The organism is Serratia sp. BNK-12 (assembly GCF_047456085.1).
GTDB classification, from domain to species: domain Bacteria; phylum Pseudomonadota; class Gammaproteobacteria; order Enterobacterales; family Enterobacteriaceae; genus Serratia; species Serratia liquefaciens.
Map to the genome: position 1 here is coordinate 792,402 of NZ_CP179896.1, position 21,172 is coordinate 813,573.

Below are 21,172 nucleotides of genomic sequence, written 5' to 3' on the forward strand. Positions count from 1 at the left end.
CCCATGACCGGTTCCCCGAACGGAATGCTGTTTGTCGCAACAGATATCGCCACGCAGGATGAGGCGGATTTCAATCAGTGGTACGACCGCGAGCACGTGGAAGAGCGAGTACGGGTGCCTGGTTTTTTGTCGGGCACCCGTTATCAGGCGCTGCACGGCGGGCGTAAATATCTTGGCCTGTACAAAACCGAATCACTGGCCAGTTTTACCTCAGCGGCCTACCGCGCTGCGTTTACCCAGCAAACGCCCTGGTCGGTGGCGAGCCTCGATAAAATGCGTGACCCGATGCGCCGGGTGTGTGCGGTGGAGGCGGTGACCGGTCAGGGCTGCGGCAGTTACCTGGCTATCGTTAACCTTGCACCGGCGCAGCCGGAGGTATTGAAAGCCAGCATCAGCCATTTGGGGGCTCTGCTGGCTGAGCAACCAGGCTTTGTGCGCAGTAGCCTGCTGTCGCCGGACGCAGAGCTCAGTTCGCCGTTACCGAAAGAGTCGCGTGAGAATCGCCATCTGTTGCCGATGCTGCTGATCGAAAGCAGCAGCGCCGAGGCTGGCCAGCGGCTGAGCGAACTGGCCTGCCGCCAACTGAAAATCCCCGCTGCCGAAGCCCTGCATTATGCCCTTGGCTGGCAACTGACCACTCAGGAGCTGTCATCATGAGCACTTCAACCACCGAAACGCCGACCTTGAACCTGTCCGCTGACGACTCTGCCGCTCACCCACCGAAAACCGGCAGGCTGGCGGCCGCCAGCTCTATCGGCACCGCGTTGGAATGGTACGATTTCACCGTTTACAACATCATGGCGGCGCTGATTTTCAATCACGTATTTTTCCCGTCTTTCGACCCGCTGGTGGGTACCATTCTGGCGTTTTCCACCTATGCGGTCGGTTACGTTTCAAGGCCGATTGGCGGCATCGTGTTCGGTCATCTCGGCGACGTGCTGGGACGGCGCTTTGTGCTGGTGACGACGCTGGTGATCATGGGCGTGACTACTGCGCTGATGGGGCTGTTGCCCGGTTACGCCAGTTGGGGCATCTGGAGCCCGCTGCTGTTGGTGACGCTGCGCTTTATTCAGGGGATTGCATTGGGAGGCGAATGGGCCGGTGCGGTACTGCTGTCGATGGAGCACGGCAAACCGCACCAGCGGGGGCGCAATGCCTCCTTTGCTCAGGTCGGTCCTTCCTGCGGCACGCTGATTGGCACCGGCCTGATCACGCTGGTGACGGTGGCGATGTCGGCAGAAGATTTCCAACAGTGGGGCTGGCGTATCCCCTTCCTGCTGAGCCTGGTGCTGGTGGTGTTTGGCCTGTGGCTGCGCCGTGGGGTAGGGGAAACGCCGGCGTTTCTGAAACTGGAAGCTTCGAAGGACGTTACGCATGCGCCAATCCGTGAGGTTTTCACCCAACATCGGCGTCCGCTGTTGATTGCCGGCGGTTCACGTATCGGCTCCGACGTGCTCTATGCGCTGGTGGTGGTCTTCACGCTGACCTACGTCACCACGGTGCTGAACCTGCCGCGCCCGCTGGCGCTGACTGCCACCATGCTGGGGGCGATCGGCAACGCGATTACCGTCCCCATGTTTGGTGCACTGTCGGATCGTTTTGGCCGCAGGCCGGTGTATATCGGCGGAGCGCTGGCGGCGATGGTATGGGCGTTTGTGTTCTTCGTGCTGCTCGACAGCAGCCAGCCGGTGCTGATCTGCCTGGCGGTGGTGGTCGGTTTGTTGATCCATGCGGCGATGTACGGCCCGCAGGCGGCATTTATCACCGAACAGTTTCCGACAAGGGTGCGCTATGCGGGATCGTCGTTGGCCTATACGCTGGCGGGTATTATCGGCGGTGGGTTTGCGCCGCTGATTATCGCTTCGCTGTTCAAGTCCTACGACAGCACGCTGGCGATCTCGGCCTACGTGGTGGTGGCGTTGCTGATCACGTTGTGGGCGGTGATTGCCGCAAAGGAAACGGCGCACAAGCCGCTGTGAAGGTGGGGCCGGGTGAGGGATGCACCCGGCCTGCATCGAGTTACTTCAACCAGCCCTTGCGCTGGGCGTCCTGCAGGTGGTGCAGCAGGTGTTTCCACAGCTCAGGGTAAACTTCTTCAATCATCGTATTGCGTGACAACACCTGTTCCAGGCTGATGCCGTTTTCGACCCAGCTTTGGCCTTCATTATGCAGGTTCATCAGCATCGGCATGGTGCGGTCCAGCACCAGCGCAAAGCGTGCGTCAGCGCTCTCGCCATCTTCATATTCCTGCCATAAAGCGGTGAAATACTCGCGTTGAGCGTCCGGCAGCATACCAAACAGGCGCCGTGCCGCGGCAACCTCTTGATCGTGGATCGCTGCACGTGCCGCCAGATCGTATACCAGCACGTCGCCGGCATCGATCTCAACGATGTCATGCAGCAGAGCCATTTGGATCACCCGCTGAATATCTACGTCTTTACCGGCGTAAGGAGCCAGACTCATGGCGCCTACGGCAAAGTGCCAACTGTGTTCGGCTGAGTTTTCCTGGCGTTGGGTGCCCAGCACCTTGGTGCGGCGTTGCACGCTTTTCAACTTGTCGATTTCCATCAGGAACTGGATGACCTGGGTCATGGAGCCGAAATCTAACGCGGGTACAGCGGATGACATGGTGTAAACCTCAAGGTAGATGGGTTGAAGCGGATCGATTGTAGACCAGTGAGCGGGGGATTTCGATGGTTACACGCGTACACAGTTTTATTTTAGCGTACACGTGTACACTGAAATTATTCTCAGTTAAGCTGCTTTGCGGTAATTTCGAACAATGTTGAGCGTTTTGAGGGGTTGTGCTTTATGGGAAAAACGGGCGTAGTGAAAGCCGGGACTGAAAAAATCGCCGCTGCGGCCTATCCGTGGGCGGAGGAGATAGCCAACAGCATCAGCCACGGTATCGGGTTGGTTTTTGGCATTGTCGGCCTGGTATTGCTACTGGTGCAGGCGGTCGACAGCGGTGCCGATGTCACGGCCATTACCAGCTACAGTCTTTATGGCGGCAGCATGATCCTGCTGTTCCTGGCCTCCACGCTGTACCATGCGATCCCCCATCAAAAGGCCAAGCATTGGCTGAAAAAGTTTGACCACTGCGCCATTTACCTTTTGATTGCCGGTACCTACACGCCGTTTCTGTTGGTGGGGTTGAACTCACCCTTGGCCAAAGGGTTGATGGCGGTTATCTGGGGCCTGGCGCTGCTGGGTGTGCTGTTCAAACTGGCGTTCGCCCACCGTTTTGAAGCACTGTCGCTGGTGACCTATCTGACCATGGGCTGGCTGTCGCTGATCGTGATCTATCAGTTGGCGACGCGTCTGGCCTTAGGCGGCGTGACGCTGCTGGCGGTCGGCGGCGTGGTTTACACCCTGGGGGTGATTTTCTACGCCTCGAAGCGATTCCGCTTTGGACACGCCATCTGGCATGGCTTCGTGCTCGGCGGCAGTCTGTGCCACTTTATGGCGATTTATCTTTACGTCTGACGTGCACCCCTGCAGCGTTAGTATCATGTTGATTAAGCGTTTCTTTTAAGTTAAAAAAGAGGCGCTTGTTTCTTTCGGGTATCCAGCAAGCCCATTTTTCTGTTTATTCCTGAGCCCGACTTTGCACCTTCGGTGTTTACGTTAATCTTTCAGGACTCATCAATATGATTATTCGCTTATCCAAAGCGCTGCTGGTGTGCGCGATTGCGCTATTTGCCACCCTGGTGGCTTTCGGCAATATTACGGATTACGGTTCCAACTTCGCCTTTGTGCGTCATGTCTTTATGATGGACACCATTTTCCCAGATGCCACCATCACCTACCGTTCCATACAGTCTCCCTGGCTGCATCATGCCGGTTACATCGGCATTATTTTCTTGGAAAGCCTAACGGCACTGCTCTGCTGGGTGGGCGGTGTGCGCCTGCTGTGTGGTCTGAAACTGCCCGCCGTGGCGTTCAACAGAAAGAAAAAACTGGCGGTGGTGGGTCTGACGCTCGGTTTTCTGACCTGGCAGGTGGGGTTTATGTCGGTGGGGGGCGAATGGTTCGGCATGTGGATGTCGAAACAATGGAACGGAGTGCCGGACGCCTTTCGGTTCTTTGTCACCATTATTCTGGTGCTGATTTACCTGGTGCAACGCGATGGGGAGTTAGACGAGTAACGGATATGTCAGCAGGGGCGCAACAGGTTGCGCCCCCAGATAAAGCCGGGAGGTACTCTAGGCTTCCAGTGAATACGGCAGCGGTCTGATCGCCAATTCGCTGGCGGCATCATCGCGCACGCGCAGCTTACTGTCGGCTTCCAGATCGTTATTCAACACCACCTGTACCCACAGCGTGCCGTCGGCAAGTTTGGCGGCGCTCAACACCGTGCCGGTACGGCGCCAGTTTTCACCCAACTGCAGTTCCAGATCCTCGGCCGGCTGCGGCACCCGTCCGGCTTTGCCTTCCAGCCAGTACAGCGCTCGCTTGTTGGCGCCGCGGAATTTGGCGCGCGCCACCATTTCCTGACCGGTGTAGCAACCTTTGCTAAAGCTGATGCCTTCCAGTGCCTGTAGATTGGTGGCCTGTGGGATCAACTGCCCGCTATTGGCGGCGTCAATGACCGGATAACCGGCTTCGATATCCAGCGTCAGCCACTGTTGGCTGTCGTTGAGTTCCGCCTGTTCGTGCAGCCTGGCGACCAGTTGTTCGGCTATCGCTGCGGTGGTAACCAACAGAAAACGTTCCGCCGGTAAAGTGAAGTGCAGCAGGGTGGTTTCACCGTCCTGCACCACCGGATGTTCCGCGTCCGGCAGGCTGTTGAAAATGCCCGTCAGCGCCGCACGCGCCTGAAAACCGGCTACGCCCAGCAGCACCGCTTCGTTATCGGCGGCGATGGTGAGTTTGGAAAACACCGCATATTTTTTGATTTCAGCCAGTTGGCTGTCCAGCACGCTGCGGCGTTCCAGATAGGCAAAGCCTTCGCCACGGTGGAACAGACGCAGGTTGCTCCACATTTTGCCTTTGGCGTCGCAGTGGCCGCACAGCACGTGCTGGTCCGCCGCCAGCGCTTCGATGTCAGCGGTCACCTGGCCCTGAAGGTATTTTACCGTGTCGGGCCCGTTCAGCGTCACCAGTGCCCAATCTTCCAGCGAGATTAAGGTCAGGGGCAGATGGGAAGAGGCGGAAGGCTGACGGGGTGGAAATGGAATTTTATACGCCATAGTAAGATCCTGCTTAACGTTAGCTTACCTGAAGGTGTGTTGGCCCCATGGTAAAAGAGGCGGCGGGCTTTGCAAACTGTTATTCACGCTTGTCGCTGCAGCAGCGCTTTTTTTGACATTTAGCGCTTAATTACGTTTTAGGCAGAGAACGTCCTTCCCGGCGAGTATGTCAAATTGTTACTCTATAGGCTTGCGGCCAAAGGTTACCCTTGCAGACAGATCTTTGGCTGATGGAATTATATCGCGCCGGTGTTGCCATACAGTGTGTCGGTTGAACCCTGCGATGGCGTTGCCACGCTGAAAAGAGGTTAGTCATAACAACATGGATATTAATAACAAAGCACGTATTCACTGGGCTTGTCGCCGTGGCATGCGTGAGCTGGACATCTCGATCATGCCGTTCTTCGAATATGAGTACGATCGGTTGAATGACACAGACAAAGCGCTGTTTATCCGCCTGCTTGAGAGTGACGATCCCGATTTGTTCAACTGGCTGATGAATCATGGCGCTCCGCAGGACAGTGAACTGCAGAGAATGGTGACACTGATCCAGACGCGAAATAAAGACCGTGGCCCAGTGGCGATGTGATGTTCGTATTTCCTGGCGCACCCAGTTACTTTCGCTGTTGACGCATGGCGTTCTGATCCTGCTGATCCTGATTTCACCCTGGCCGGAAGGCTACGGGCCAATCTGGCTGGTGTTGCTGACGCTGGTGGTGTTTGAATGCATACGTAGCCAAAAACGCATTGCGTCGCGTCAGGGGGAGTTACGCCTGCTGGAGAACCAGCGTGTGGGCTGGCAAGGCCAGGAATGGCAGTTGGCCAAGCAACCCTGGATGCTGCGCTTCGGTATTCTGCTGACGTTGCAACCGATGCAGGGGAAAAAGCGTCGTCGCTTATGGTTGGCCTCCGACAGCATGGCCAAGGCCGAATGGCGACATTTGCGCCAACAGCTGTTGTATCCACCGGCCAGTGATGATGAGGAACCCTGATGAAGCCGACGCTGTGGCTGGTGGAGGATGAACCCAGCATTGCCGATACGCTGATTTATACCCTCGAGAGCGAAGGCTTTCAGGTGCGCTGGTTCGAACGTGGCGAACCGGCCTTGCAAGCATTGGCGCAAGGGGCGCCCGCGTTGGCTATCCTCGATGTCGGCTTGCCGGATATCAACGGTTTTGAACTGTGTCGCCGTCTGCTGTCGCAGGCGGCGGATTTGCCCATTCTTTTTCTTACGGCTCGCAGCGACGAGCTCGATCGCCTGATCGGGCTGGAGATCGGTGCCGACGACTACGTCGCCAAGCCTTTTTCCCCGCGAGAGGTCAGCGCCCGCGTTCGTACCATTTTACGTCGTTTGCAAAAACAACAGCGCTTGCAGCAGCCCACGCTGTATAGCTTCGGCCCCTTTGGGCTGGATGAACCGGCGGCGACCATTTATTACCATCAGCAGCCGTTACCGCTGACCCGCTATGAATTCCTGCTGTTAAAAACCTTACTGCTGACGCCCGGCCGGGTGTTTTCCCGCCAACAGCTGATGGACAGCGTTTGGGCCCATGCGGAAGAGAGCCTGGACCGCACTGTCGACACCCATATCAAAACCTTGCGCGCCAAGCTACGTCAGATCGATCCGGGCGAACCGCCCATTCATACGCATCGTGGCCTGGGCTATAGCGTGAGCCGCCAACCATGAGAATAGGCCTGCGCCTGCTGCTGGGGTATTTCCTGATTGTGGCGGTCGCGGGCTATTTCGTGCTGAGCATTTTCGTGCAGGAAGTGAAGCCTGGCGTGCGGCGCGCAACCGAAGGCACGTTGGTGGATACCGCCAACCTGCTGGCGCAAATCGCGCGTCTGGACATGCAGCGTGCCGACGTCGCACACGGCCAGTTGGCGCAGGCTTTCGCCCAACTCAATCAACGGCCCATTGGCGCCAATATTGCCGGTATTCGCAAAGATCGCAGTGAATATCATGTCTATCTTACCGATCGGCAGGGTAAGGTCATTTTTGACTCTAGCGGCAGGGCACTGGGTCAGGATTATTCTCGCTGGAATGACGTGTATCTGACGCTGCGCGGCCAGTATGGCGCCCGCAGTACGCGAAGTGATCCACAGGATGAAAACAGCTCGGTGATGTATGTCGCCGCGCCGGTGCTGGAGCAAGGCAAGATAATCGGCGTGCTTAGCGTCGGAAAACCCAACAGCACCATGGCGCCGGTGATCAAACGCAGCGAACGCCGCATTCTGTGGGCAGGTGCGCTGCTGCTGGGCATTGCATTACTGATTGGTCTGGGTTTTGTCTGGTGGATTAACCGGTCGATTGGTCGATTGGTGCGTTACGCCGACGGTGTCGCGCAAGGTGAAAGCGTGCCGCTGCCAAAAATGGGCGGCCATGAGCTGACGCAATTGGCGCAGGCGCTCGAAAGCATGCGGGTGAAGCTGGAGGGCAAAGCCTACATCGAACAGTATGTGCACACTCTGACCCACGAGTTAAAAAGCCCCTTGGCGGCGATCCGCGGCGCAGCGGAGCTGTTGCAGGAGTTCCCACCCCCGGCTACCGCTCAGCGCTTTCTGACCAATATCGAACAACAGAGTACGCGCATCCAGCAACTGGTGGACAAGCTGCTGGTTCAGGCGCGGCTGGAAAGCCGCCCCGGGCTGGAACCGGCGCCGATCGCGATGGCGGCGTTGGTGCGTCAGGCGGTAGCCGGCAAGGAAGCGCAGGCGGTACGGCGCGGTATTTTATTGCAGGTAGACGCTCTAGAAGAGATCACCCTGACCGGCGATGGGTTACTGATCGGCCAGGCATTAACCAATTTGCTCGACAATGCGCTGGATTTTACCCCCGCGGGCGGCACGATCAGCGTGCGTGGCGAACGCGATGAAGGCCATTACCGGATCACCGTCAGCGACGACGGCAGCGGTATCCCGGATTACGCGTTGGACAAAGTGTTCGAGCGTTTCTATTCGCTGGCACGGGCCGACAAGCCGAAAAGCAGCGGCCTGGGCCTGAGCTTTGTACAGGAAGTGGCGCGTTTGCACCGGGGATCTATCCGGTTGCACAATCGTCAACCGCACGGCGTGGCGGCTATTTTCACCTTATCTCTCTGACTTCACCTTCCCTTCACATAACCACATCCTGCTTTCACCGAAGGCCATTATCGTGGCGCCATTACCTACAAGGAGCGCGCAGCGATGATGAAATCGGTACTGTTTTGGAAAATAGCCACCCTGCTGGGATTGATGATTTTGATGATTATCCCGGTGACGCAGTTAATGAATGTGATTGAAGAGCGCAGCGGCTACCGCCAGAGCGTGGTGGGGCAGGTAAGTGAAAGCACCAGCCGCGCACAGCGTATTTTGGGGCCGTTGATTGTCATTCCTTACACCGAAAGGGAAGAAAAGACCGACGATAAGGGGCAGAAAGTGGTGCAAATGGTCAGACATCATCGCTATCTGCTGCCGGAAAACCTGCAGGTGAACGGCAAGCCGAACGTGGAAGTGCGCAAGCTGGGGATTTACCAAACGCAGGTGTACCAAGGGCCGCTGAAGTTTCAGGTGAAATTCGGTCAGCCGGATTTGAGTGACCTGCAACGCAGCAATGTCGTGATTGGCCAACCTTTCCTGTTGGTCTCGTTGAGTGATTCACGTGGTATCAAGAGCATCTCGCCGCTTATCAGCACGCAGTCGCAGACGACCTTCGAACCGGGCACTCAGGTAAACGTGTTGCCGCAGGGGATCCATGCTCCGCTAACATTGGCTTCGCTGCAGAAATCCGGATTGGATGCCGATTTCACCCTTACGCTGGCGGGAACCAGCAGCCTGTCATTGGTGCCGCTTGGGCGCAGCAGCGAATTGACGCTGCAGAGCAACTGGCCACATCCGAACTTCCTCGGCAACTTCTTGCCGGACGAGCGCAAAGTAACGGAGAAAGGATTTAGCGCCCGCTGGCGCAGCACCTGGTTCGCTAACAATATCAACAGTGCTTTTCACTACGATGACGGGATCCTCGACGAAGACAAACTGCCGGCTTTTAGCACCAGCCTGATCGAGCCGGTAGATCACTATCAACTGACCGAACGCGCGGTGAAATACGCAGTGCTGTTTATCGGCCTGACGTTTATGGCGTTCTTCCTGTTCGAAACCCTGACCGGGCTGCGGGTGCATCCGATTCAATATCTGTTGGTCGGTGCGGCGCTGGTGCTGTTCTACCTGATCCTGCTGGCGTTCTCTGAGCATTTCGGTTTCGCCACTGCCTATCTGCTGGCCAGTCTCGCCTGCAGTGGACTGATCGCCTTTTATCTCAGTGCGGTTCTGCGCGGCCGGTTACGCGGTACGCTGTTCGCCGCCAGCCTGCTGATGCTGTATGGCGTGCTGTACCTGCTGCTGCAGTCGGAAGATAACGCATTGGTGCTGGGCGCGGGGCTGCTGTTTGCGATTTTGGCGGGGATTATGCTGTTGACGCGCAAGCTGGACTGGTATCAGGTGGCCGACCCGGCACGTTTGAGCGGCGAGACGCCAGCAGGAGAAGAGGAAAACCGCTTCCGGTTGTGGAAATAGGCAAGCAATTGGGCGCGGCAACCGCGCCCAAAGGCATTACAGCAGGGGTTCCATTTCCAATAGGATCTGTTCGCACCACTGCTGCATGCGGTCTTCACTCATGTCGTATTGGTTCACATCATCCAGCGCCAGGCCGACAAAGTGTTTGCCGTCGGCGCTCAGCGGTTTAGGGCTGGTGAACTCGAAGCCGTCGATGGGCCAGAAGCCGATAAACTGCACGCCGAGCGGGGCGATATGATCGTGCAGCATGCCGAGTGCATCGAGGAACCATTCGCCATAACCGAGTTGATCGCCCATGCCATACATGGCAACGATTTTCCCTTTCAAATCCAGCGTGGTCAACTGCGGCCAAATTGCTTCCCAGTCTTCCTGCAGTTCACCGAAGTCCCAGGTGGGGATGCCGAGGATCAGGATGGAGTACTCTTCCATCAGCTTGGGAGAGACGTCTTTCAGGTTGTGCAGGTCGACCAGGTCTTCACCCAGAATCTCACGGATTTTTTCTGCCGCCATCTCGGTGTAGCAGGTGCTGGAGCCGTAAAACAGACCAATCTTCATGTGTAAACCGTTTATATTGCCGTAGGTAGAATTGCGTCGAGTATACCCGATTTGTACCGGTTTAAGGCATAATGCCTGTGGCATAAACGTAACAAAGAGAGGACCGCGTGCAACAGCAAGATCATGCGTTGATTGAGCAATTCCTGGATGCGCTGTGGCTCGAACGCAATCTGGCAGAGAATACGCTGGCCTCTTACCGGCTGGATCTGCAGGCGCTGGTCGCCTGGCTGAACCAACAAAACATTTCGCTGGTAAAGGCGCAGGCGCTGGATCTGCAGGCGTTTCTCGCCGAACGGGTGGAGGGCGGCTACAAAGCTACCAGCTCCGCGCGTTTGCTGAGCGCGATGCGCCGCCTGTTCCAATATTTGTACCGTGAAAATATGCGCACCGACGATCCCACCGCGCTGCTTGCCTCTCCTAAGCTGCCGCAGCGGCTGCCGAAAGATCTCAGCGAAGCGCAGGTCGATGCGTTGCTGCAGGCTCCCTGTGTCGATCAGCCCCTGGAACTGCGTGATAAGGCGATGCTGGAAGTGTTGTACGCCACCGGGTTGCGGGTCTCCGAATTGGTCGGGTTGACCATCAGCGACGTCAGTCTGCGCCAGGGCGTGGTGCGGGTGATAGGTAAAGGCAACAAGGAACGGCTGGTGCCGCTGGGTGAAGAGGCGGTGTACTGGATCGAAAATTATCTGGAACACGGCCGCCCATGGATGGTCAACGGCCAGGCGCTGGACGTGTTGTTCCCCAGCAATCGTTGCCAGCAAATGACCCGACAGACGTTCTGGCATCGTATCAAACACTATGCGATCCTAGCGGGTATAGACAGCGAGAGGCTGTCGCCGCACGTGTTGCGCCACGCTTTTGCCACCCATTTGCTGAACCATGGGGCGGATCTTCGTGTCGTACAGATGTTGCTGGGACATAGCGATCTCTCGACCACGCAAATTTATACGCATGTAGCGACCGAAAGACTTAAACAGCTACATCAACAGCACCACCCGCGTGCCTGACACGCCGGGTTCAAAAGGATTGGAAGAATGAAGAAAGGTTTAATGCTGCTCTCTCTGCTGGTGGCTTCTGTAACCGGCGCGGCCCATGCCGACGATGCGGCAATTCAAAAAGCGCTTGGCAGCCTGGGCATTCAGCAGGCGGATGTGCAGCCTTCACCGGTGAACGGCCTGAAAACCGTGCTGACCGATAACGGCGTTCTGTACGTGAGCGAAGACGGCAAACACATTCTGCAAGGCCCGCTGTACGACGTCAGTGGCAAAGAGCCGGTCAACGTCACCAATCAACTGCTGACCGGCAAATTGGAAGCGCTGAAAGATCAGATGATCGTTTATAAAGCGCCGAAGCAAAAGCACGTGATCACCGTGTTTACCGATATCACCTGCGGCTATTGCCACAAGCTGCACGAGCAGATGAAAGAGTATAACGATCTGGGCATTACCGTCCGCTATCTGGCGTTCCCGCGTCAGGGGTTGAATTCCCAGGCCGAAAAAGACATGCAGTCCATCTGGTGTACCGCTGATAAAGCCAAAGCTTTCGACCAGGCAATGAAAGGCGACGCAGTGTCCCCGGCAACCTGTAAAACCGACATCAGCAAACACTACGCGCTCGGCGTGCAGTTCGGCATTCAGGGTACCCCGGCGATCATTTTGGAAAACGGCATGATGATCCCGGGTTATCAGGGACCGAAAGAGATGGCCGCCATGCTGGACGCACATCAGACCGCAACTAAAACCGGTGGTTAATCGCCGGTGAGCATCAAAACACAACTTCGCCGCCGTGAAACGGCGGACGGCAGCCATTTGCCTGCCAGCCTGCATCCGCTGCTGCGCCGTTTATACGCGCTGCGCGGTGTGAAGGCGGAGCAGGAGCTGGAGCGCAGCGTCAAAGGCATGCTGCCCTGGCAGCAGCTGGACGGCATTGATACCGCCGTGGGGATCCTGCAACAGGCATTGGCCGATCATCGTCGCATCATGGTGGTGGGGGATTTCGACGCCGATGGCGCCACCAGTACCGCCCTGACGGTGCTGGCGCTGCGCAGTATGGGTGGCAGTGCCGTCGACTATCTGGTGCCCAATCGCTTTGAGGACGGCTACGGCCTGAGCCCCGAAGTGGTGGAGCAAGCGGCGACGCGCGGTGCCGAGCTGATCCTGACCGTGGATAACGGCATCTCTTCTCACGCGGGCGTCGATGTGGCGCACGCTAAAGGCATACAGGTGCTGGTGACCGACCACCACCTGCCGGGAGAAACCCTGCCGGCAGCGGAGGCGATCGTCAACCCGAACCTGCGCGGCTGCGAGTTTCCGTCCAAATCCCTGGCCGGCGTCGGGGTGGCTTTCTACCTGATGCTGGCGCTGCGTGCCCGGCTGCGGGACAGCGGCTGGTTTGAACAACGGGCGCTGGCGATGCCAAATCTTGCCGAACTGTTGGATCTGGTGGCGCTAGGTACGGTTGCCGACGTGGTACCGCTCGACGCCAACAACCGCATTTTGGTGTATCAGGGCCTGAACCGTATTCGCGCCGGCAAGTGCAGACCGGGCATTCGTGCGCTGCTGGAAGTGGCTAACCGCGACGCGCGTCAGCTGGCGGCCAACGATCTTGGTTTTGCATTGGGCCCACGCCTCAATGCTGCCGGGCGGCTGGACGATATGTCGATTGGCGTGGCGCTGCTGCTGAGCGACGATATTGCGCAGGCACGTATGCTGGCTAACGATCTGGATGCGCTCAACCTGACGCGGCGCGAGATTGAGCAAGGCATGCAGGTTGAAGCCTTGCAGCTGTGCGACCAACTGGAACGCAGCAGCACCACCTTGCCCTACGGGCTGGCGATGTACCATCCGGAATGGCACCAGGGCGTGGTGGGGATTTTGGCTTCACGCATCAAGGAACGCTTCCATCGCCCGGTGATCGCGTTCGCGCCGGCGGGCGAGGGCATTTTGAAAGGCTCCGGCCGTTCGATAGCCGGTCTGCACATGCGCGATGCGCTGGAACGGCTGGATACGCTCAATCCTGGGCTAATGATGAAGTTCGGTGGCCACGCCATGGCGGCCGGACTGTCGTTGGAAGAGGCCAAATTCGACGAGTTCCGCCAACGCTTTGGCGATCTGGTCGGAGAATGGCTCGATCCGGCGATGCTGGAAGGGGTTATCTGGTCTGACGGTGAGCTGGCTTTGCAAGAGCTTTCGCTGGAAACCGCCGAGCTGTTGCGTGAGGGCGGTCCCTGGGGGCAGGCTTTCCCCGAGCCGACCTTTGACGGCAAGTTTCGCATTTTGCAACAGCGGCTGGTGGGTGAAAAACACCTGAAGCTGATGGTCGAGCCGCTCGGTGGCGGACCGCTGCTTGACGGTATCGCCTTCAACGTGGATACCACGCTGTGGCCAGACAGCAGTGTGCGTGAGGTCGAACTGGCTTACAAACTCGACGTCAATGAGTTTCGCGGCAACCGCAACGTGCAGCTGTTGATTCAGCATCTCTGGCCGCGTTGATTCGCACTTCCCTTTAGCCGGGGTTAGCCTGCCTCGCCCCGGCCACATTTCTTGCCCACAAAAACTGAGCAACTCGCTATAAACTGACGCCTGGATCCGATAGAATTACCGGTTCTAATGGCATTTCGCCATCGACGACATCTAACGAAAAAGAACGCTAAAAACCATGTTTGAAATTAATCCGGTAAAAAACCGTATTCAGGACCTGTCCGAGCGGACTGCCGTTCTTAGGGGGTATCTTTGACTATGATGCCAAGAAAGAACGCCTAGAAGAAGTCAACGCGGAGCTGGAACAGCCTGACGTCTGGAACGAACCCGAGCGCGCACAGGCGCTGGGTAAAGAGCGCGCGGCGCTCGAAGCCATCGTTGAAACCATCGACCAACTGGAGCAAGGTGGCGAAGATGTCACCGGCCTGCTGGAATTAGCGGTGGAAGCCGACGATGAAGAAACCTTTAACGAAGCCGTCATTGAGCTTGATCAACTGTCTGCCAAGCTGGAGCAACTAGAATTTCGTCGTATGTTCTCTGGTGAATACGACAGTGCTGATTGCTACCTGGACATCCAGGCAGGCTCCGGCGGTACCGAAGCGCAAGACTGGGCCAGCATGTTGCTGCGCATGTACCTGCGCTGGGCCGAAGCCAAAGGCTTTAAAACGGAAGTGATTGAAGAGTCCGACGGCGACGTCGCGGGGCTGAAATCTGCCACCATCAAGATTATCGGCGACTATGCGTTTGGCTGGTTGCGTACTGAAACCGGCGTACATCGCCTGGTGCGCAAGAGCCCGTTCGACTCCGGTGGCCGTCGTCATACCTCCTTCAGTTCGGTGTTTATCTACCCGGAAGTGGAAGACGACATTGATATTGAAATCAATCCGGCGGATCTGCGTATCGACGTATATCGCGCTTCCGGTGCGGGTGGTCAGCACGTAAACAAAACTGAGTCGGCGGTGCGTATTACCCACTTACCGACCAACATCGTAGTGCAGTGCCAGAACGACCGTTCTCAGCATAAGAACAAGGATCAAGCGTTCAAACAGCTGCGTGCCAAGCTGTATGAGTTTGAGATGCAAAAGAAAAATGCTGATAAACAGATGATGGAAGACAACAAGTCGGATATCGGTTGGGGCAGCCAAATCCGTTCATACGTGCTGGATGATTCCCGCATCAAGGATTTGCGCACTAACGTTGAAACGCGCAACACGCAGGCCGTATTAGATGGCGACCTGGATAAATTCATTGAGGCAAGTTTGAAAGCCGGGTTATAAGGAACAGAAATGTCTGAGCAACAACCACAAGGCGCCGATCAGGCGTTGGATCTCAATAACGAGTTGCAGTCACGCCGTGAGAAACTGGCTGCGCTGCGCGAGAACGGCATTGCGTTCCCGAATGATTTTCGTCGTGACAACACGTCAGACAAGCTGCATGCAGCGTACGGCGAAAAAGACAACGAAGAGCTGGAAGCGCTGGGCGTAGAAGTCACAGTAGCCGGCCGCATGATGACACGCCGTATCATGGGTAAAGCGTCATTTGTCACGCTGCAGGACGTTGGCGGTCGTATCCAGCTGTACGTTGCGCGCGACGATCTGGCGGAAGGCGTTTACAACGAACAATTCAAGAAGTGGGACCTGGGCGATATCGTTGGCGCACGCGGCAAGCTGTTCAAGACCAAGACCGGCGAGCTGTCCATCCACTGCACCGAACTGCGTCTGCTGACCAAGGCCCTGCGCCCGCTGCCGGACAAGTTCCATGGTCTGGCGGATCAGGAAACCCGTTACCGTCAGCGTTATCTGGATCTGATCGCCAACGACGAATCGCGCAAGACCTTCCAGGTGCGCTCTCAGATCATGGCGGCAATGCGTAACTTCATGGTGGAACGCGGCTTCATGGAAGTCGAAACCCCTATGATGCAGGTGATCCCTGGCGGTGCTTCCGCACGTCCGTTTGTGACACACCACAATGCGCTGGACATCGATATGTATCTGCGTATCGCGCCAGAGCTGTACCTGAAGCGTCTGGTCGTCGGCGGTTTCGAGCGTGTGTTCGAGATCAACCGTAACTTCCGTAACGAAGGCGTTTCTCCGCGTCATAACCCAGAGTTCACCATGATGGAACTCTACATGGCTTACGCGGATTACAAAGATCTGATCGAACTGACCGAATCCCTGTTCCGTACCCTGACCCAGAAAGTGCTGGGTAACACTCAGGTACAGTACGGTGATGAAGTGTTCGACTTCGGTAAGCCGTTTGAAAAGCTGACCATGACCGAAGCGATCAAAAAATACCGTCCGGAAACCGATCTGGCCGATCTGGCTGACATGGGCAAAGCGGTGGCTATCGCCGAATCCATTGGCATCAAGGTTGAGAAGAGCTGGGGCCTGGGTCGCGTAGTGACCGAGATCTTCGAAGAAGTGGCGGAAAGCCATCTGATTCAACCGACCTTCATTACTGAATACCCGGCGGAAGTGTCCCCGCTGGCACGTCGTAATGATAACAACCCGGAAATCACCGACCGCTTCGAGTTCTTTATCGGCGGCCGTGAAATCGGTAACGGCTTCTCCGAGCTGAATGACGCAGAAGACCAGGCGCAGCGCTTCGCTGACCAGGCTAATGCGAAAGACGCCGGCGATGATGAAGCCATGTTCTACGACGAAGACTACGTCACTGCGCTGGAGCACGGTTTACCGCCAACTGCAGGCCTGGGTATCGGTATCGACCGTATGGTAATGCTGTTCACCAACAGCCACACCATCCGTGACGTGATCCTGTTCCCGGCCATGCGCCCGCAGAAATAACGTTTCACAGAGTAAATATCAACCGGTGCAGGTAACTGCGCCGGTTTTTTTTGCCCGTTGGGTAGGATAAGAAGCCCATGGCTGCTAACTGCTTAAAACATCAGCAGTTACATGCTATCTCCGCTTGCCCGGCAGGGATAACAGGTTATAATGACTGCCGCACACCGACGCGGGTGTAGTTCAATGGTAGAACGGCAGCTTCCCAAGCTGCATACGAGGGTTCGATTCCCTTCACCCGCTCCAAGCACACTTCTGCAGACATCTCCATTTACTCCAAATTCGAACCCGCTAGTTTTTTGCGTGACAGTATTCTTTTCCGGATAAATTTTTTCACTTCCTGCTGGATGATTTGAAAATTGAATTTGGCCAAAGTGTTTTCGGCCGGTAAGCCAGAATCACTTTTTTGCAAATCTGCCAGATTCATCCTTGGGTTTTTGCTCTCTTGCGTAAGTGATTTTATGCGTAGCTTAGACACCGATCTGACTCCGGTATCCCCCCGGCTGATTTTGACCTCGGCTTGCGGCCTCAGGGCTGAATTGTCGGTTAACTGCCCTTGATGCTTTCCGCTGGCCGGTTGATTTATATCCCCGATCTGATGGCTATTAGGCGACAGGTTATCATCTTGCGTAGAGTGCAAAATCGCAGGAATATTGGAAACGTTAATGATTCTCAAAAGTGATGGCAGTAGCGCCAGCAGCAATAGCAGCATGCTGAGTAAACCAAGCAGGGTTGCACGGTTTAGTATCACTTTGCGGTTTCCTTTCGTTGTGCAGTCGCTGAGTTGTCGATTACCCGTAATTTATTGTTGACCGGACAATCGAAAACACCGATAAGGCATGCTGTAAATCGAATAGAGAAAATGTATTTATCCCCATGTTTAGCCTGCCTTTGGAGAAATAGATGCTTGAAAGTAATGATGGATCTCTCTGTGAGAAGGTTACATCAGAATATGTTTCCCAACGTCCTTCAAACCACCACACAACAACCAAAAATGCAGTTCAGCATTACGTTTGAAATTCAGTTTTCGCATCGCGTTACGTTTATGTTGACTGATGGTCTTTTCACTGAGATTCAATTTTCGTGAAATCGAAATGTTGGGTAGGCCCAAGGAAAGATAATGAATGACTTCGTACTCTCTGGTAGAGAACTTGGCGAGTCTGGAGGCGTTATTAAAACTGCAGCGATTTCTTTTATTTTGAATTATTTTAGAGAAAATAACACGTTCAATAGCTTCAAATAGAGCCTCTACACTTTTGTTACGCGAGATATAAGTGAATTTCATCCGGCTGGCGCTGTTGGCTACCGGCGTTGAACCTCGTTCCTCCTCAATCAAGAAAACCAATGGACAACAAGCCTTCGCTTGCGAATACAGATAATGAGGCAAGGTGCTTTCGCTTGGATTCGCTGCCAGAAAGATGATGTCGGCGGTCCTGTATTCGAAGGTATTTTCGGTAAATCGCACATTCACATTTTTTGAGTGGAAGTAGATCTCCAGTGCTTGCTGGAGGCCATCTATAAAAAATCGATTTTTGTCTGATAATAATACGGTTATTGATTCTTTGAGCATAAGTGGTTCCTTCCCTCTAAATCGTATTTAGACGCCATATTCACGTTGAACTATAATCGCGTAAGGCGATTGAAGGCGGATATGGGTGATAAGCCTGATCCATGCTTTTGTTGGATGATTATATCGTTAATTATGATAATTATGGATATGGTTTTGCGTTAATGGAATAAAACAGAGCTTTCGACTTAATATGCCATGTTTATTGGTAATCGCGCTCGAAAATCAACTTGTTGTATTACAAGGATGGTTTTTTATTGTGTTAATTGAAAATTACAATGTTGTGTGTTTTTTTATATTTTGTATGTGCTAACTCAGGTAATTATTATTTGTTATGGTAATATTTAAGTGTTTTAAGTAAAACTATGTAACCTTGTACTATCAGTGGCATACCTGAATTGAGTGCGGGTTGTACAATCCGGAAGGGTTTTAATGCTGAGTGACCAGGGAACAATTCCTTTCGCATATTAGAATTGAACCCGTGTTGCCTCCCGTCGAAATTAAGGCTTATCTGTTGGAGTCAGCAAAGACTTGCCGGAAAAGTAGGCGCTAATATTTTCGTAAACCAGTTCCGACATTGCTTTGCGGGTACTCTGCGTGGCGCTGCCCATATGGGGAGTGATCACCACGTTATCGCGTTGCAACAGCGCGCCTGGGACTCGCGGCTCATCGCAAAACACGTCCAGCCCCGCACCGGCAATCAACTTATGCTCAATGGCATGCACCAAAGCCGCTTCATCCACCACCGAGCCTCGAGCGATATTGATTAAAATACCTGTGGGGCCCAGAGCCTGTAATACTTCGGCATTGACCAGGGCGCGGCTGCTTTCTCCGCCAGGGGCGCACACCACCAGGAAATCACAGTGCGCTGCCAGTGCTTGCGGCGTTGCACAGTACTCACCCTCAAAGCCCGCGTGCCGAGTACGGCTGTGATAACACACTGACATATTAAACGCCGAAGCGCGCCGGGCTATAGCACGGCCAATACGACCCAGACCGAGAATGCCGAGCCGGCTGCCGCTGACCTTGCGTGTCCAGCGGAAGCTCTGGTCGGCCCAGTCACCGCGTTCGATAAAGCGCTGTGCGCCGACAATCTGGCGGGCGCAGGCCAGTATCAGCCCAAATGCCAAATCGGCAACGTCGTCGGTGAGCACGCCCGGCGTATTGCTGATCTGAATGTTACGTTTGTGGGCCGCGTGGGCATCCACTCGCTCATACCCTACGCCAAAAACGGCAATCAGCTGCAGGTTGGGAAAGCATGCCATGGCAGCGTCGCTCAAAGATGTTTCACCGTTGATTAATAAAACGCGAACCTGAGGTAACAGTTCAACCTGTTGCTCCGGGGTAAGTTGGGCGTAATTGACTAAGGTGAAATGCTGTTGCAGGCGCTGAGTCAATTGCATGGGCACTGGTGCCATCTGCAAAATAACGTTTGTCATACTTGCTCCTTAATGTTCTGGCATGTCCTGATGTACCGGCAGTTTGGCGATGTGCTTCCGGCGCCCAACTTGCAAACCGATAATTCCCCCTAATACCAACGCAATAGCTACCATAATTAAGGCGGCATCATAGCTGTTGGTCATATCTTTAATTCGGCCAATAACCGGTGGTAACGCCAGCCCAACGATATTGGCCACGGCATTGATCAACGCAATGGAGGCCGCTGCCGCTACGCCGGACACCGTTTCCGTTGTTACTGCCCAGAAGATAGGGATGATCGCCCAGTTCAGCGCAATGGTGAACACCAGCAGAACATAGGCTAACGCCAGGTTGGTGCTGAATATGGCCATTAGTAGCAGCAGTCCGGAAAAGATTAGCGGTAGCCCCAGGGGCAATGCGCGGGCGCGGTGGGTGTCGGAATAGTGACCATTAAAATACATAAACAGGCAGGCGAACAAAAAGGGGACGGCGGAAAGTAGGGTAATGATGAAATTGCTTTGCTCGCTGACCACGCCTTTGATAATCAATGGCAGAAACAGGCCAATGCCGATGGTACCGAAGGCTTGCAATAACCACATTAGACTCAGCAGCCATACTTTGCGGTTTTTGAACGCGGCCTGCCAATGGTGCTCTTGCTGGGTAGGTGTCTGCCTGGCTTCTTGCGTGAGTATGCCTGTCAACCAGGCGCGCTGCTGGGGTTTCAGCCATTTGGCGTCTTCCGGTTTGTTATCCAGGTAGAAGTAAACCGCGATGCCCAACAACACTGCCGGGGCACCTTCCAGCAGGAATAACCAGCGCCAACCGGCGATACTCAGCACATCATTCATCTGTAAAATAGCGCCGGAGATTGGTAAACCAATGAGCGAAGCCAGCGCTGCGCCGATATAAAACATCGACATGGCGCGGGCACGATCGCTACGAGGATACCAGCAGGAAAGGTAATAGATGATCCCGGGCGTAAAACCGGCCTCCGCCACCCCAAGCAGAAAGCGCATAATGTAGAGTTGCAGAGGCGTTTGCACCAGGCTCATTCCCATGGCAATGATGCCCCAGGTGACCATTATGCGGGCGATCCAGATTTTCGCCCCTACGTGAGTAAGAATAATATTGCTGGGAATTTCAAAGAGAATGTAGGAGACGAAGAATATGCCGGCCGCAATGCCATACATTTCTGCAGTTAATGCCAAGTCGGCATTCATTTGTAATGCGGCCACGGAAATATTTGCACGATCTATATATGCAATTAAATACAGCAGCATGATGAATGGAATTAGTCTTAAATTTATTTTCTTTACAGTTGAGTGATGTAGGTTATTATCCATTTTACCTGGCCTGTATAAAAATTAATGAGGGTGATTTTTTGAATTAATTTTTGGGTTTCTTTGTAACTGTGTTTTTTTGGCTTATTTTCTATGATCTGATTTATCACAGTTGCATCACTGGTGCTATGATTATTTTCTTAAACAAGATTGTCGAGCTTTTAAGTTATTCTTGTTGTTTGTTTTTTTATTTAACTGGTTGAGTTTATCTTGTTGATTGCTGAAGTGATCTGGTAGGTGTTTTAATAAGTGAGTTATTTAATAATTG

General features: G+C 54.7%; 21 protein-coding genes and 1 tRNA gene. 15 read left to right on the forward strand and 7 right to left on the reverse strand.

Annotated features, from left to right (window positions below; all coding sequences use genetic code 11):
- The first annotated feature begins 3 nt into the window (after positions 1-3).
- Positions 4-657, forward strand: coding sequence for a DUF4286 family protein (locus tag ACMGG1_RS03545; protein WP_122080134.1), 654 nt, complete (start codon positions 4-6; stop codon positions 655-657).
- A complete protein-coding gene (locus ACMGG1_RS03550; protein WP_046372712.1) occupies positions 654-1,979 on the forward strand; it encodes an MFS transporter in 1,326 nt (441 codons plus the stop codon). The genes ACMGG1_RS03545 and ACMGG1_RS03550 overlap by 4 nt, the downstream gene beginning before the upstream one ends.
- A gap of 40 nt (positions 1,980-2,019) precedes the next feature.
- Here the strand turns inward: ACMGG1_RS03550 and ACMGG1_RS03555 are convergent, their stop codons facing one another.
- Positions 2,020-2,628 carry an HD domain-containing protein gene (locus tag ACMGG1_RS03555; protein WP_048760837.1) on the reverse strand — a complete coding sequence of 203 codons (609 nt, stop codon included), beginning with the start codon at positions 2,626-2,628 and terminating at the stop codon, positions 2,020-2,022.
- A gap of 183 nt (positions 2,629-2,811) precedes the next feature.
- Here ACMGG1_RS03555 and trhA point away from each other — a divergent pair, with 183 nt between their 5' ends.
- On the forward strand, positions 2,812-3,486 hold the full coding sequence (trhA, locus tag ACMGG1_RS03560; RefSeq protein ID WP_020828479.1) for a PAQR family membrane homeostasis protein TrhA: 675 nt from the start codon (positions 2,812-2,814) through the stop codon (positions 3,484-3,486).
- Between the two features lie 164 nt (positions 3,487-3,650).
- The gene (locus ACMGG1_RS03565; RefSeq protein WP_020828478.1) at positions 3,651-4,148 is read left to right on the forward strand and encodes a DUF2165 family protein; all 498 of its coding nucleotides are present in this window, start codon (positions 3,651-3,653) and stop codon (positions 4,146-4,148) included.
- A gap of 57 nt (positions 4,149-4,205) precedes the next feature.
- Here ACMGG1_RS03565 and ygfZ read toward each other — a convergent pair whose 3' ends face one another.
- Complete coding sequence (ygfZ, locus tag ACMGG1_RS03570) at positions 4,206-5,192, reverse strand: tRNA-modifying protein YgfZ (protein WP_414161154.1); 987 nt, start codon at positions 5,190-5,192, stop codon at positions 4,206-4,208.
- A gap of 322 nt (positions 5,193-5,514) precedes the next feature.
- On the opposite strand from ygfZ, the gene sdhE reads away from it, so the two are divergent.
- The 5 genes from sdhE (at position 5,515) to creD (ending at position 9,743) form a co-directional block, all read left to right on the forward strand.
- Entirely contained in the window at positions 5,515-5,781 is a 267-nt protein-coding gene (sdhE, locus tag ACMGG1_RS03575) for an FAD assembly factor SdhE (protein ID WP_020828476.1), read from the forward strand.
- Positions 5,762-6,184 carry a protein YgfX gene (locus ACMGG1_RS03580; RefSeq protein ID WP_128865160.1) on the forward strand — a complete coding sequence of 141 codons (423 nt, stop codon included), beginning with the start codon at positions 5,762-5,764 and terminating at the stop codon, positions 6,182-6,184. Before sdhE ends, ACMGG1_RS03580 begins: the two co-directional genes overlap by 20 nt.
- Entirely contained in the window at positions 6,184-6,879 is a 696-nt protein-coding gene (gene creB, locus ACMGG1_RS03585; protein ID WP_217331831.1) for a two-component system response regulator CreB, read from the forward strand. The genes ACMGG1_RS03580 and creB overlap by 1 nt, the downstream gene beginning before the upstream one ends.
- Positions 6,876-8,294: a two-component system sensor histidine kinase CreC gene (gene creC, locus ACMGG1_RS03590; protein WP_130015851.1), complete on the forward strand. Its 1,419-nt coding sequence runs from the start codon at positions 6,876-6,878 to the stop codon at positions 8,292-8,294. Before creB ends, creC begins: the two co-directional genes overlap by 4 nt.
- Positions 8,295-8,378: 84 nt before the next feature.
- Positions 8,379-9,743: a cell envelope integrity protein CreD gene (gene creD, locus ACMGG1_RS03595; protein WP_187961868.1), complete on the forward strand. Its 1,365-nt coding sequence runs from the start codon at positions 8,379-8,381 to the stop codon at positions 9,741-9,743.
- Positions 9,744-9,779: 36 nt separating this feature from the next.
- On the opposite strand, the gene fldB is transcribed toward creD, so the two are convergent.
- Positions 9,780-10,298: a flavodoxin FldB gene (fldB, locus tag ACMGG1_RS03600; RefSeq protein ID WP_020828471.1), complete on the reverse strand. Its 519-nt coding sequence runs from the start codon at positions 10,296-10,298 to the stop codon at positions 9,780-9,782.
- A gap of 107 nt (positions 10,299-10,405) precedes the next feature.
- Here fldB and xerD point away from each other — a divergent pair, with 107 nt between their 5' ends.
- The 6 genes from xerD (at position 10,406) to ACMGG1_RS03630 (ending at position 16,824) form a co-directional block, all read left to right on the forward strand.
- A complete protein-coding gene (gene xerD, locus ACMGG1_RS03605) occupies positions 10,406-11,305 on the forward strand; it encodes a site-specific tyrosine recombinase XerD (RefSeq protein ID WP_020828470.1) in 900 nt (299 codons plus the stop codon).
- A gap of 27 nt (positions 11,306-11,332) precedes the next feature.
- Positions 11,333-12,049 (forward strand): bifunctional protein-disulfide isomerase/oxidoreductase DsbC, encoded by a 717-nt coding sequence (gene dsbC, locus ACMGG1_RS03610; RefSeq protein WP_020828469.1) that lies wholly within the window; start codon positions 11,333-11,335, stop codon positions 12,047-12,049.
- A gap of 6 nt (positions 12,050-12,055) precedes the next feature.
- Positions 12,056-13,789, forward strand: a complete 1,734-nt coding sequence (recJ, locus tag ACMGG1_RS03615) for a single-stranded-DNA-specific exonuclease RecJ (protein ID WP_259218555.1) — start codon at positions 12,056-12,058, stop codon at positions 13,787-13,789.
- Positions 13,790-13,955: 166 nt separating this feature from the next.
- Positions 13,956-15,054, forward strand: a protein-coding gene (prfB, locus tag ACMGG1_RS03620; protein ID WP_104410945.1) for a peptide chain release factor 2 whose coding sequence is annotated in 2 segments (ribosomal slippage) — positions 13,956-14,030 and positions 14,032-15,054 — 1,098 coding nt in all. Because the reading frame shifts where the segments join, the coding sequence is not laid out codon by codon here.
- Positions 15,055-15,063: 9 nt separating this feature from the next.
- Positions 15,064-16,581, forward strand: a complete 1,518-nt coding sequence (lysS, locus tag ACMGG1_RS03625; RefSeq protein ID WP_020828465.1) for a lysine--tRNA ligase — start codon at positions 15,064-15,066, stop codon at positions 16,579-16,581.
- Between the two features lie 169 nt (positions 16,582-16,750).
- Positions 16,751-16,824 (forward strand) — tRNA-Gly (locus tag ACMGG1_RS03630).
- A 25-nt stretch (positions 16,825-16,849) separates the two neighbouring features.
- On the opposite strand, the gene ACMGG1_RS03635 is transcribed toward ACMGG1_RS03630, so the two are convergent.
- The 4 genes from ACMGG1_RS03635 to ACMGG1_RS03650 all read right to left on the reverse strand — a co-directional run bounded on the left by ACMGG1_RS03635 (position 16,850) and on the right by ACMGG1_RS03650 (position 20,907).
- Positions 16,850-17,329: a hypothetical protein gene (locus tag ACMGG1_RS03635; RefSeq protein ID WP_414161155.1), complete on the reverse strand. Its 480-nt coding sequence runs from the start codon at positions 17,327-17,329 to the stop codon at positions 16,850-16,852.
- A gap of 189 nt (positions 17,330-17,518) precedes the next feature.
- Positions 17,519-18,148, reverse strand: a complete 630-nt coding sequence (locus ACMGG1_RS03640) for a LuxR family transcriptional regulator (protein WP_122080126.1) — start codon at positions 18,146-18,148, stop codon at positions 17,519-17,521.
- A gap of 497 nt (positions 18,149-18,645) precedes the next feature.
- Positions 18,646-19,584, reverse strand: a complete 939-nt coding sequence (locus ACMGG1_RS03645; protein WP_142814491.1) for a 2-hydroxyacid dehydrogenase — start codon at positions 19,582-19,584, stop codon at positions 18,646-18,648.
- A 9-nt stretch (positions 19,585-19,593) separates the two neighbouring features.
- Positions 19,594-20,907, reverse strand: coding sequence for an MFS transporter (locus ACMGG1_RS03650; RefSeq protein ID WP_130016945.1), 1,314 nt, complete (start codon positions 20,905-20,907; stop codon positions 19,594-19,596).
- Positions 20,908-21,172: the final 265 nt, after the last annotated feature.